Below are 13,381 nucleotides of genomic sequence, written 5' to 3'. Positions count from 1 at the left end.
CTATGTTTGAAGCAGCACGTGTTGGAGACAGTATTGTTCATACTAGTGCGTTGGCTGGATTTATAGCAGGCGCTATTATTGGTTTAGCTGTAGTAGCCGCTGCTTCTTTTATTATCTGTTCAGGTGGTGCTGGTGCATTTATCGTCGGAACCCTTTTAAGCGTAGGTGGTTCTGCGTTACCTTCATTAGGTGAATGGATTGGCAGTAAATTTTCTAGTAAGACAGGTGAGATAGACACTGGCTCAAAAATAGTTCATACCAATAAAAGGCCTGCCGCTTATACAGGAACAGTTGAAGGTAATCCAGAGGGTATGAAAACGGCTAAAGGTAGTGAGGTTATATGTTCAAAACATCCCTCTACACCAAAGCCACAGGTTGCAGAGGGATCAACTTTAGTTTTTATAGATAGCAGACCAGCGGCTCGTAAAGATGATAAAACTGAATGTGGTGCAAAAATAGATGAAGGTTCTGAAAATGTTCATATGGGACAAGATAAGTATGAATACCTTCCTGTTCAAGATGAAGTTCCACCGTGGTTACGTAAAGCTGTAGAAGTTGCTATGTTTATTGCTGGATTTGCTTCTGGTATTAAAAATGTTATCCAAGCAGGTTTAAAAAATGCTTTACCCTGTGTAAGTAAATTAGCAGCAAGTATGGCTATTAGTTATGGAATCGGTAAGGCTATAGAATACGGAGGAGGGAAGATTGTTTCAGCCTTTACTGGTAATCCTGTAGATACTACAACAGGGCGTAAAATATTAAAGCCAGAAGATGAAATAGATTTTACATTACCTGGCTATATGCCTATTGTTTGGTCACGTTTTTATGCAAGTGATCTTACTTATGAAAGTATTTTAGGTAAAGGTTGGATATTACCCTATGAACAACATTTCTATAGAAAAAATAATACACTTTACCATGTAGATAATCAGGGGCGTATTTTAGATTTTGAGTGCCTAGCAGAGGGCCAAAAAGTTTATATTGCCAGTGAGCAAATCTATTTAATTTGTACTGAGGGTGGTCACTATATTATCCAAACGCTAGATGACGAGTTCTATTATTTTGGTGAAGTGCTAGATAATGGCGAAAAAGCCAATCTACAACGTATTGAAAATAAATTAGGCCATTATATTCATTTTAGTTATGAAAATAATTTACTTACTGATATTACTGCTACTGGTGGGCATAGACTCCATTTACATTATCGTCATCCCAAAGGTAAAGTCACAGAGATTGTTCGTGTTATAGATAATCAACCTATAGAAACAATGGTGCAATACCGTTATAACAGTGATGGACAACTAATAGCTGTCATTAATCGCAATGGGGATACAACTAGATTATTTGATTATAAAGATAATCTTATGGTACGTCATCAAAATGGTTTAGGCTTTAGTTGTGAATATCATTGGCAAATTATAGATAATCAAACTAGAGTAATTGAACACTGGACCAATGATGGTGAACACTACCACTTTAATTATGATCTAGAAAATCGTTCAACCTTGATAACTGATGCTTTAAATCGCCAGTCAGAAGTTCGCTATGATGAATATCATCAAATGACTTATTGTAAAGATTTTGGGGGAGAGGAATATCAACTAGAGTATGATGAAAATGGTAATTTAACTGCCTATATTTTTCCTAATAGCAACAAAATCGCACTGAAATATGATGAATATTCTCGGTTGATAGAAGAAACAGATCCATTAGGTAGAAAAGTTAGCTATCAATACCATAAAGAAACCTCACTTAGAACTCAAACCATTTTTCCCGATGGAAGTACTTGGCAAGCTGAATACGATAAGAAAAACAACATACTTATTGCAGAAATAGACCCTTTAGGTCATACCACACACTATTACAATACAGATGATGGCTTACCTTATGCTATACTAGACCCACTCGATAAACGTAAAACCATTACATGGAATAAATGGGCTCAGGTAGAGCGTTATACTGATTGTTCAGAGAAAATTACTCACTATCATTATAATGAACACCTTCATTTATCAGCTATTACCAATGCATTAAATGAAACCATTCAACTTGAACGTAAACCACAGGGTGAAATCACTTGCCTTATACATGCTGATGGTATTAAAGAAATCTTTACTTATAACGCTATGGGGCAATTGCTAAGCCATGCTGATGGCAAAGGACAAATTACCTACCTTTCCAGAAATCCTAGGGGCTTACTAACTAAACGTTTTGATCCTAAAGACCAAACCATTATTTACCAATACGATACGGCACAACGTTTATCTGTACTATTAAATGAAAATAATGAAGCCTATCGTTTTACCTACGATAATACTGATCGTCTTACCCAAGAAACCCGTATCGATCAAATTAATAGAAACTTTGAATATGATGAGGCAGGTTATCTTAATAAACTGACTGAATCTGGTGTAAATAAAGAACTAAAAACTACTAGTAGAACCACCTATCTGGAGAGAGATAAAGTAGGTCGTTTAATTGCTAAAACTACAGAGGATGCGAGCTATAGTTATCACTATGACCTATTAGATAAATTAATCAAGCTTGAACGTAAACCAACTGATAAAGGTAAAGAGTTAGGAATTAATGAAGAAATCCTAACTTTTGCCTACGATATAAAAGGACGGCTTATTCAAGAACAAACGCCACAAGGCGAGCTAAATTACCTATATGATGAGTTAGATAATTTAATTATCCTTACTTTACCTAATAAAAGGCAAATCAACCATCAATATTATGGTAGTGGTCATCTACATCAAATTAGTTTAGATCAGCTTATTATCAGCGATTTTGAGCGTGACGACTTACATAGGGAAATACTACGCACTCAAGGCAATTTAACCAGTCGTTTTGGTTATGATGCAAAAGGTCGCAAACATTGGCAATATGCATCACAAAAACCATTAGCTGAGCTTACAACCCTAAATAAACAACAACTACCTATCGATAGGCAACTAAAAAGCCGTGAAAATAATATCTTTAGACAATACCAGTATGATGCCGCAGGTGAATTATCTGCACTATTAGATAAAGCTAGAGGTAAAACAGAATATAGCTACGAAGAAAATGGTCAACTAAAAACTGTTATTACACCTAATAGTCAAGAGTATTTTAGTAGTGATGCAGCAGGTAACTTTTTACCCAGCCAAGTATTGCCCAAGCAACATTTTGCATTACATAACCGTATTACTGACTATGGTGATATTCACTTAGAATATGACCAATGGGGTAATGTTATAGAAAAAATTACGGGCTTTAATAAATATCAAAAATTTAACCACGATTGTGAAAATAGACTGGTAAAAGCCCAACTGTATGAAAATAATAAACTAATAACTGAGAGTTATTACTATTATGATAGTTTAGGGCGCAGAATTAAAAAACAAATCAATAATTTGCAAACTCAGCAAAATAAACAAACTACTTTCTTATGGCAAGGTTTACGATTGCTACAAGAGCAAACCGAGCAAAAACAAATCAGCTATATCTATGAGCCTAATAGTTATGTGCCACTAGCAAGAATAGATACCGAATATGATATAGATGATATTTATTATTACCATACCGACCAAATAGGTACACCATTAGAGCTCACCAATCAACAAGGTACTATTGTTTGGCAAGCTAACTATAAAGCTTGGGGTGAAATAGAAAGTTTACGACTTAATGAAGTAGAGCAAAACCTAAGATACCAGGGTCAATACTTTGATGAAGAAACCGAATTACATTACAATACTTTCAGATATTATGATCCCCATGTAGGGAGGTATATAACTCAAGATCCGATTGGACTATTAGGTGGTAATAATTTATATAGGTATACGCCTAATCCTACAGGATGGGTTGACCCTTGGGGATTATGTAATCATGGACATCATTCTGATCCTAAATTTATGGGAGGAGATCCAAAGCAAAATTTAACTACCATGACAGATGTTGATCATAGATCTCTACATCGTAAGTTAAATGATTTTTTATTTGGAAGAACTAAAATAGTAGGTAATAATACTGTTCATATGAGACCTCAACGAGGTAATAGTGGCGCTGTAATACAACGTAACTTCACTCGAACAGAGCTTCTAGATGCATTGGCAGACTTTTATAAAGGCTCAGGTTCAAGTTTTAAAGATGCAGCAGCAGATTTCTTCAAGCAACATCCAGGATTGATATAATGACAAAGTTATTGACAATAGGATATTTTTTTGACGCAAAGGATAATAATTCATATTTTTTAGAAGATGCACCTAACAATATTTTTTGTAAAAAGTGTGGTTGTTGTGTAAATTATGATTATTATCCTAAAAACTTTCGATTAGTAAAAAAATATGATCTCAGTTATACCTATGATCGTCGACCTATTGTTAGTAAAAGATTTAAAGAATATTTAATTAAATTAGATAAGAGTATAAAGTTTATTTCTTTAGATCCTGTTAATGAGTTCTTTTTAATGTTACCTTTGAAGAAAATTAGTTTTTCAGCATTACAGAAAGAAAATTTTTGTGATATATGTAATCAATACTATGATCAGGTTGTTCCTTATCCAGATTTTTATGATGAATCAAAAGAAATTCTTAAAGAAAATATTTATTTCACTAGTTGCTGTTATGGTAGTGGCAAAACATTATTTCCAAGTATAATATTGGGAATAGAAACAAAAAATCAAATAAAAAAAGATATTAAAGAGTATAAATTTAAAGGAATAGAAATAAATAAAATTGAAGTAAATCTCTAAATTATTTAAAACTATCACTATAAATAAGTCTGGTGACATAGTTCATACAGAAATTTATTTATAATTCCTATGGTTTTTGTGATGGCATTGAAATAGTAATATTTATGAGAGTGTTTTTTATGGCTTTTTGGCAATTTTCATTTTGGGCTTTACCATAAAAAGCATTGATAAAAAAGTATGATAGAATTCCCAAAAAAATTATGGATGATGATTTTAACTCAATTAATTGGTTTGCTAATTATTCATCAGAAAGTTTCTTGAATTCAATAAATTATCTTGTTTCAAATGAACACTGGAATAAAAATACTATATTTTTTGGAAGCTATGATAATGATTCCATTGCGATAAGTTATAACAGTAAAGATAAAACTATTGTTGAAATATATTTTAGAATAAATTTGCGAGGAGATTATGAGTTAATGGCAAAAAGCATGATTAATTCTATACTATCAGGATCCCTAATAATTCTCAACGTAAAACTTGAAGTAATTGGCAAAACATATGAAGCGCTAATTAGTGAAGTTGAATTTACTGTTAACCAAAAAAGATTAATCAAAAGTTTTTAATTAGATATATCAGAACATACTGAAAAGTGAACTTCAATAACTTGTTAATTACAAAATAATGAAATAAAAGTTTTACTGTATTTTCAAGTCTTATGATGTACAAGTAGGATGGTATACTACCTAAGATCTGATAGGATTGTTAGAAGGTAATAATTTATATACTAATACTTTGAATCCTATTGGTTGGATTGATCCATTAGGTTTGTGTAGACATGCTCAACAAGCCAAAGATATGGGATACAGGAAAATAAACGAGAGGTCATATAGTCAGGCAGTTTATCATAATCCAAAAGCATCTATTGATTTAAGATATATTACTCCTCATATAGATGGTCACAATGGCGGATTTTGGAATGCTGCAAGTAGTATAAGAAATTTAGGTAGTAAATCTACTAGATCGGGAACTTATAATATTGACCTAACTGTAAGAATTGGTGGTTAAAATGATTTTCTCTTATAAAATTACAAAATATGATCCTAGCAAGAATGAAGCTGATATCCAAAAAGAATGGACAAGTTTTTCTGATATAGGAACGAATGTTACAAAATAAGAATATTTAGTAATAGAAAATACTTATATAGATACTATTCAAAAAATTTCCTATTGTATGGAAGAAAAGTTTTTCTCAGTTAGAGAGTTAGAAAATTATTCAGATGTTAAGGACTATAAAGAAAATCAGCAAATAGATATTAATGAAGAGCTTCCACAATTAATAAAACATATACTTAGAGAACAAATATGGTGAAAACTAATAGGAGAAAGCTGTGAGTTTCATTTTGGATATGACTATTATATGTATGTAGCTTCTAATAGCTCTCTTGCAAACTGTATAGATACTATCAGTACTAGATTGTATGTTGAAGACTTTATCTCACCATATTTAAATACTTAGTTAGATAAGGTATTGTTTTTTCTTGTTTAATTTCTGGCTTTCAAGTTAAATGATCGAGTAAAAGAAAATATGTATTGTCAATAATATATGTAAAGATCTTAGACTGCCATTAGGTGATAGTTTTACTTAGGATTAGCCATAGGAATTACCAGAAGAGTTTCATACTAAATATATGTATGCTTATTTAACGCGTATTCAAGCTCTGAAAGAGAGCTATTAATGAAGTTAATACTTGATGTAGTGAATGATTTAATATCAGAATCTAAAAGTGATGATAAAATAATAATTAAAGCAGTAAATTTGTTATTGGCTAATTATAAAGATCGCTTATCCCTTATGGATTATTGATCATTAGATGGTGAACCACTTGAAGATAGTTTGCATTGATACCTAAGATGAAAGAATTAAAAGCTAAAATAGGATATTTATCAAATTGAAAAATGAAATAGCTAATCTAAAAAACTGTAAGAATATCTCTTTTTGGAGGTTAGGTATGCCAGAGAAATTGTTAAACTAGGATATTAATGAAGATGGTGGTATGGCTTATTTATTTTTACCTAATCATCCTGGTAAGAGTAAAATAGTAACTAAACAAATAGCTCTACATTCTATTATCAATGATTATAAGGGTCCTGAAATTTATTTAGATTTTGATCATGAAGGGGAAATAATAGGTATTGAACTATTATTAGATTAATTAAATAATGATTATAATTTTCCCAGAATGGTATGATGATTTATTTGATGCGGGTATGACTAGAGCTGACATTGAGAAATATGCAACTGAAATAATTATAAGTGGAAGAAGTCAATCAGATCCTTAAAAACTATTCAAGCTTTTACAATGAGATTGAATATAAATAGTTTAAAACTAACTATAAACTAGTTGTTGATTCTGTTGATGGTAATAGAATGATTACAATTTCCCAATCTTGAGAGGGCATTAATTTATGAAAATCAATATTTTTACTGATAACTTAATAGAATCTTCTTTTGATTTAGGTTGATTAGAATTCTATGGAGGGAATGCAAACTTTTTAAGATATGATTACTTAAGTAAAGATTTGCAAATGATTTTTATATCAATTATTGAATTTTTATTTAGTATTAGAGAAAAGAAAATATATAATTTTTCATCTAGTATTCAATTTATTTTTAATGAAAAAAGAGAGCTTTCTTTGTAAATGATTTATTAATAGAAAAAATCTCTTATAAATCTTTATTAATAAATCTATTTGAATTACTTACTAATTCTATTGAAATTTTAAATAATGCTAATATCTCAGAAAATGATGCAGTGTTAAATGATTTAATGTATGAACAAAAATGTTTAAAGAAGTTATTAAATTTTTAATTTTAAGATATATATAATTACCAAAATTTTTAAAAAAACAGTTTATCTTTAGCTAATTGCTTGGTCTCTTTTAAGCTCAAGAATAGGTATTGACCTAAAGTTAAATTATATTTTTTACCCTTCTTCATAATTCTGAACTTGAACGATTTGGTTCCTGCGGGCGTAATATTAATAGATAATACCTTAATATGTTATAATTGATAATAGGTTTTCTTAGGTTTAGCATTTTGAATAATTGTATCTGTAATCATGATAAATGTCCTCAAAACAGAATTTGTAATGTTTGAATTATCAATCTTCAAAAGTTGAAAACATTAGAAAATACAACATGCCAATTCCAGATTTTAAAATGCAAAATGAAGTGCCAAATTGAGATGGTATCTCTTGGATTCTAATAGAAGTTAATGATGTTAAATTAAAGCCACCAGCAAAATCTCTTGAACCTTGGAATTAATTGACTTCTTCGTAAGAAGATTTGGAGCGGAAAACGAAACTCTTATCAATTGTCTAGCCTATTAATTCCTTAAGAAGTTTTAGTAACTTATCAATTTTAATGTATAAGTTAAACTACTATGAAAATCAAATTGATTTGTTGTTATTTATTAAACTCTATATAGATTTAAGAATCAATGCAATGTCATTTTTTATTGTATACAGATCTTTTAAAAGCCTTTCCAAGATAATTTCTTTAACCTTTAATATCCTTTCCCTTAACACTTTTAGTTTTTAGAGCCTTTGCTCTTAATTTTACTATAAATACTTATTTGAATTTACTTCTATTAAAGTCTATATATAACTTTACATTTTAGTTTATAATTAAACTTAATAATGGAGTCAATCTGGAGACTCTCAGTAAGTGGAATTATGACACTTACTGTTATACTAAAATTATATTAGGGAAGTTACATAATGTTTTTTAAAGCGAATGACAGCCACTTCCAGTTGTTTTGGGATGAATCAAATTCTGCTACAGGGTCATTTAGTAATACAGGCAGTAGTATAGGTGATAAACTCTCTTCTTTGGCTAGCAGTGCAAAATCCTTAAATCCCTTTTCAACGCTTACTACTGCGTTAAGTGTTGGCCTTAAAGATACGCTTTCTAATGCTACTGTTGAAACTGCTTTAGATAAATTACAAGTCTTATCCTTTACAGGTACAGAAGGTATTTCTTCGCCTTATGCGTTTGAAGTGGTGTTAGTCAATAAGCATGTGCGTTTTGATATCACTCAGTTACTGAGTAAACCTGTATTCTTAGCCTTTACCCCTGATGGTAAGTCTGGCTCTGGCATCCATGGAATTGTTCAGTCAGTCAAGCGTGGTGCTGTTGGGCAGCATTATGCGACGTTTTCTATGGTGATTACTCCGCGTTTTTCTAATCTGATGAGAAGAGTTAATCAGCGTAAATTTGTGGGTAAAACGACTCCAGAGGTTATTAAAGTTATTTTAGAAGAACACAGTATGATGGAGGGAGCTGAATCAGGCTTTGCGTATCAATTTAAAGACGCTAGTATGTATCCTATACGAGACTTCTGTGTGCAATATGATGAGTCCGACTATCATTTTGTATCGCGTCTTTGCCAAGAAGAAGGCATTGCATACCATTTTCAACACAGTAGCACTAGTCATAAAATGATCTTTACTGATGCCATGCCCTTTTTCCCCAGTGTGGCTGAAGCCGTTAAGTTTATGAATGATACGGGGATGGTGGCTGATACTCAGTCTTTAAAATATTTTGATGTGTCTTTAGCCTCTAAAACCCAAACAGCGGCTTGGCGCGATTATAACTTTACCAGTATGAAGATCCCTGAAGGGAACAGTCATGGTAAACAAAGTCAAAAAGGTAATTCAGCAACAGAACCTAATTTGCAGTGTTATGATTATCCTTCCACTGGGATGGATAAAGCGAGAAATGAACAACTAGCTAAAGTACAAATAGAACGTTTAAGAGTAGAACATCTAACAGCAGAAGGCTATAGTGATATACCTACCCTACATAGTGGTTATTATATCAGTATAGAAGATCATCCTAGTTTAGATACCCTAGATGCGACTAAACCTTGGCTTATTACTCAGATTAAACATAAAGCATACCAACCACAAGTATTAGAAGCATTTGGAGGAGCGGGAAGTGCAGCCAACACTACCCTACCCAGCCAACTGCATAAATACCTTGATCCCAATACCAGCTTAGAACTAGAGTTTCCTGCCCAAAATCAACAACAGGGTTACTTTAATGTATTTAATGCCATACCCCAAGAAGTACCTTTTAGACCACAACATACCCATCCAAAACCAAAAGTACTCGGTGGTCAAACAGCCATAGTAACAGGTGCAGCAGGTGAAGAAATCTACTGTGATGAATATGGACGAATCAAAGTACAATTTCATTGGGATAGAGAAGGTACTATGGATGAAAACTCATCCCATTGGATACGAGTAGCCAGTAACTGGGCACATGATGGCTATGGTACGGTAGTAATACCCAGGGTAGGTATGGAAGTGATGGTAGACTTCTTAGAGGGAGATCCAGACCAACCATTCATTAAAGGAGCAGTGCATAATGGGGTTAACAAAGTACCTTATGAGCTACCTGCTAATAAAACCAGAAGTGTTTTCAAAACAAGCTCATCAAAAGGTGGTGTAGGTTCTAATGAACTAAGAATAGAAGACAAAGCAGGTGAAGAACAAATCTTTGTGCAAAGCCAAAAAGACTTCGATCAACTTACAAAAAATAACCATACTATACAAGTACTAAATAACAGCCATTTACAGGTTCAGAACGAACATAGTGAAACCATTGTTAAAAACCGCTACACCAAAAATGAAGCGGAAGAACATCACCTCACACAAATGGATCGTAAAACCCAAATATTGATGAACGATCATAAAACGGTGGGTATCGCTGAGCATGAAACCATTGGTACAGTTAAAACAGTACAAGCTGGAATGGAAATACATCTTAAATCGGGTTTACAAACAGTAATAGATGGTGGTCTTTCACTCACATTAAAAGCAGGTGGTCAACATATAGTACTCAATCCAGCAGGTATTTGGATGACCATGCCAGTATGGACTGGTGGTGTACCGATGGAAGGAACACCTGCAGCACCATTGTTACCAATGAATATAGAAAAAGTTGTAGATGCCACTATATCTCCAGCCACACAATTAGCAGCTTTACAACAAGGTAAAGTAAGAACATCGATTTGCCCATTAGCTCAACCAATAACTGATGTCACAAATCTAAGCGAACCTTCAATTGAAGAATCATTGACTACAGACACCAATAGCTTTAGTGCTCAATTCCGTTTGGTGAATGCTTATGATGAGCCTTATATAAACAAAGAGTACATAGCGTTTTTACCCAACAATATCGTCAAAAAAGGTATCACTGATAATAACGGCTATACAGAAACTTTTTACACCAATAAAGAAGAAGAAATTTCAGTGCATTTAGTGATGGAACAAGACCAAGATATTGAAGGAAACGTATAATGTCATTAAAAGATCAATTCAAAGATGAACTGACTAGTAGTTTTACCTCTCCTGAAGGTACTATCACTACTCAAAAGTTAGGTAAAAATCGCCCTACAACGGATGTGTTAATACTCTATATTGGTGGTGCTGGTGACAAAGAAAGCTATTTTTTCGCAGGGCCTTATTACAATGTTATTGGTGTTAAGCGCTATATAGAACAGAGAATAATATTAAAAGAAACAACAATTGATAATAGTCGATATTATTGTGCTTATTTAGGGTATAACGAGGTTTTTAGACAAAAACATATGGATACTATTATCCAGGATTATATTTGTCATAAAAAAAATTACGAGCAATCGGGTATACCACCAGCACCAGTTGCAAACTCAGAATTGAATGCAAGAACAGAGGATGAGATTAAAAACCTTAAGATAGTAATTATTGGACATAGTTTAGGGGGGTGGAATGGCGCTCATTTAGCCAGTTACCTAGTAAAAAATGATTATCCAGTGCATTATTTAATAACAATAGATCCAGTAGGTCTAGGTGCTATTGTGCGACTAATTAGCCGCGTTATTACCGATGATCCGCCAAGCCCTAAAACTGAAAATGCTTGGATTAATATAAAGCTAATTGGTAAAGGATTTGATAATTTTATAGCTAAAATGGGAGAACGATGGATACCAGGTTTCCGTAAACCGTTTCTTGGTAGTTACCAACCAACAACGGCCTTATTACCTACCCATTCATATATTTCAAAGGTATCCCATGCTTATGCTGAAGATGCAGTGCAATGGAGAGCTGGTTTAATTAAAGTTTCCCCATCACAAGAGCCAAGAGATCGAGATGAGGAAGAAAAACTATCAGTTATATCAAAGGATGAACAAACACCTATTGAAATTTTAAAGCAAAGTTTATTACAGTGGCTGAATAAATAAGGTAAAGAGGGCATACCATGAAGAAAATAATTATTTGTATAGCGGCAAGTTTATTAATGCTGGGCTGTAGCTCCGTTGAGTCTTTACATATTAAATATGATGGTTACGATGTAATAAAAAATAGATATGATCCTATTACATACGATGATCGTGATTATGGTGTATTTTTTGTCTATGATAAAGAACAAATACGTCCCCAAGTTTTGGCTGTCCCTTTGTTTGCTTGTAAAGTTGAACTATCAAATAATGGCCAACAACAAACAAAATATATTGATGGTAGAGTTACTCCTGCTATAGATAATCAATATACCTATATTGCAGAGATAGACTTTAGTTTTTTAAACCTCCAACAAGAAGATCGCTACAAAGGCTATATTTTCGAAAATGATAAATTCTATGTTGTAAATGATCCTACTTGCCGAATTATTTATAGTGGTAGTCATTATAAAGATTACAACACTCCTACCATCTCTATTCCTAAACAAGACATCACTAAAAAGCGAATACCTGAGTAAATAAAGGGTCGAGTAACTAATGGAAACATTACAAACAACGCTGATACAGCGAATACAACAGCTTCCTTGGCAAGCTGAATCGATTAGCCTATTGCTAGATGGTATTACGATTAAAAATTTGTTGCATGGTTTTTATAGTCAACGCAATCAGTCCAAATTTGAAGTGCTTTATTTACAGACTCCTTTTGCTGAACTTTATGAAGTTTCGCCTTGTTTAGTAAAAATAGATAACAGCAATAATCCTCACCTAAAAAATTATTTATCTCATTTGGGTGAGGAATGGGGCTATTTGTTGATTAGTGATGCTTCATGGGAAGAGCAAGTTAAACACCTAAGAAATTTACTCATTGTAAAGCAACCTAATGAGGAACAAGTTATCTTAAAAATTGCTGATCCAATGGTAGCTGATGCCCTTTTTGGCCTAGCTGAAAAGCAAGCAGATACTGTTTTTTTTGGTCCTTTCAAGCAGGTTTTTACCGCCAACATCATTGATAATCAGGTAAATACTTACCAACGACCAGAAAAAGATATTCATCCATTGACAATACCTTATCAACTAAGTAATGAGCAAAACGAAGCATTAGATCAACTAGAAATAAAACGAACTAATCACAAACTTCATCAACACATGGATCGTTATTTCCCAAACTTCTTAGCTCACTATCCTAAAGAAACTAAAAAACAAGCCATTGACCATCTGATTTATGAAGCCAATCAATTAACTTATAGCACCCCAATGGCACAGGCCTATTACCTTAATATCCATGGTTATTTAGGTGATGAGACATTAGAAAACTATCCAGAACTTTCACAATTAGTAAATAAAAAAGATGTTTCTTCACTAAAAGAGGCATCTGATCTTGCTCAGCTTCTGGCTAAAAGTGCAAGGGCATAAAGGAATTT

At 32.8% G+C, this 13,381-nt stretch carries 9 protein-coding genes; all 9 read left to right on the top strand.

Features of this window, described 5'->3' with window-relative positions; translation table 11 throughout:
• The first annotated feature begins 2 nt into the window (after positions 1–2).
• The 9 genes from JHT90_RS10380 to JHT90_RS10340 all read left to right on the top strand — a co-directional run bounded on the left by JHT90_RS10380 (position 3) and on the right by JHT90_RS10340 (position 13,373).
• Positions 3–4,172 carry an RHS repeat-associated core domain-containing protein gene (locus JHT90_RS10380; RefSeq protein ID WP_201090703.1) on the top strand — a complete coding sequence of 1,390 codons (4,170 nt, stop codon included), beginning with the start codon at positions 3–5 and terminating at the stop codon, positions 4,170–4,172.
• Complete coding sequence (locus JHT90_RS10375) at positions 4,172–4,732, top strand: hypothetical protein (protein ID WP_201090702.1); 561 nt, start codon at positions 4,172–4,174, stop codon at positions 4,730–4,732. The genes JHT90_RS10380 and JHT90_RS10375 overlap by 1 nt, the downstream gene beginning before the upstream one ends.
• A gap of 200 nt (positions 4,733–4,932) precedes the next feature.
• The gene (locus tag JHT90_RS10370; RefSeq protein WP_201090701.1) at positions 4,933–5,298 is read left to right on the top strand and encodes a hypothetical protein; all 366 of its coding nucleotides are present in this window, start codon (positions 4,933–4,935) and stop codon (positions 5,296–5,298) included.
• A gap of 136 nt (positions 5,299–5,434) precedes the next feature.
• Positions 5,435–5,740, top strand: a complete 306-nt coding sequence (locus tag JHT90_RS10365; RefSeq protein ID WP_201090700.1) for a toxin C-terminal domain-containing protein — start codon at positions 5,435–5,437, stop codon at positions 5,738–5,740.
• A gap of 989 nt (positions 5,741–6,729) precedes the next feature.
• Positions 6,730–6,888 carry a DUF2283 domain-containing protein gene (locus JHT90_RS10360; protein WP_201090699.1) on the top strand — a complete coding sequence of 53 codons (159 nt, stop codon included), beginning with the start codon at positions 6,730–6,732 and terminating at the stop codon, positions 6,886–6,888.
• 1,566 nt (positions 6,889–8,454) lie between these two features.
• Positions 8,455–11,040, top strand: a complete 2,586-nt coding sequence (gene tssI, locus JHT90_RS10355) for a type VI secretion system tip protein TssI/VgrG (RefSeq protein WP_201090698.1) — start codon at positions 8,455–8,457, stop codon at positions 11,038–11,040.
• Positions 11,040–11,963 (top strand): alpha/beta hydrolase family protein, encoded by a 924-nt coding sequence (locus JHT90_RS10350; protein ID WP_201090697.1) that lies wholly within the window; start codon positions 11,040–11,042, stop codon positions 11,961–11,963. Before tssI ends, JHT90_RS10350 begins: the two co-directional genes overlap by 1 nt.
• A 17-nt stretch (positions 11,964–11,980) precedes the next feature.
• The gene (locus tag JHT90_RS10345) at positions 11,981–12,478 is read left to right on the top strand and encodes a hypothetical protein (RefSeq protein WP_201090696.1); all 498 of its coding nucleotides are present in this window, start codon (positions 11,981–11,983) and stop codon (positions 12,476–12,478) included.
• A 19-nt stretch (positions 12,479–12,497) separates the two neighbouring features.
• Positions 12,498–13,373: a DUF4123 domain-containing protein gene (locus JHT90_RS10340; protein ID WP_201090695.1), complete on the top strand. Its 876-nt coding sequence runs from the start codon at positions 12,498–12,500 to the stop codon at positions 13,371–13,373.
• The last annotated feature ends 8 nt before the right edge of the window (positions 13,374–13,381 follow it).

The organism is Entomomonas asaccharolytica (assembly GCF_016653615.1).
GTDB lineage: Bacteria > Pseudomonadota > Gammaproteobacteria > Pseudomonadales > Pseudomonadaceae > Entomomonas > Entomomonas asaccharolytica.
The sequence above is the reverse complement of the archived record's forward strand: the minus strand, read 5'-3'. Positions and strand labels throughout refer to the sequence as shown.

Coding starts and splice junctions, on each gene's coding strand:
- JHT90_RS10380 (WP_201090703.1), top strand. CDS start 3: ATGTTTGAAGCAGCACGTGTTGGAGACAGTATTGTTCATACTAGTGCG.
- JHT90_RS10375 (WP_201090702.1), top strand. CDS start 4,172: ATGACAAAGTTATTGACAATAGGATATTTTTTTGACGCAAAGGATAAT.
- JHT90_RS10370 (WP_201090701.1), top strand. CDS start 4,933: ATGGATGATGATTTTAACTCAATTAATTGGTTTGCTAATTATTCATCA.
- JHT90_RS10360 (WP_201090699.1), top strand. CDS start 6,730: ATGGCTTATTTATTTTTACCTAATCATCCTGGTAAGAGTAAAATAGTA.
- tssI (WP_201090698.1), top strand. CDS start 8,455: ATGTTTTTTAAAGCGAATGACAGCCACTTCCAGTTGTTTTGGGATGAA.
- JHT90_RS10350 (WP_201090697.1), top strand. CDS start 11,040: ATGTCATTAAAAGATCAATTCAAAGATGAACTGACTAGTAGTTTTACC.
- JHT90_RS10345 (WP_201090696.1), top strand. CDS start 11,981: ATGAAGAAAATAATTATTTGTATAGCGGCAAGTTTATTAATGCTGGGC.
- JHT90_RS10340 (WP_201090695.1), top strand. CDS start 12,498: ATGGAAACATTACAAACAACGCTGATACAGCGAATACAACAGCTTCCT.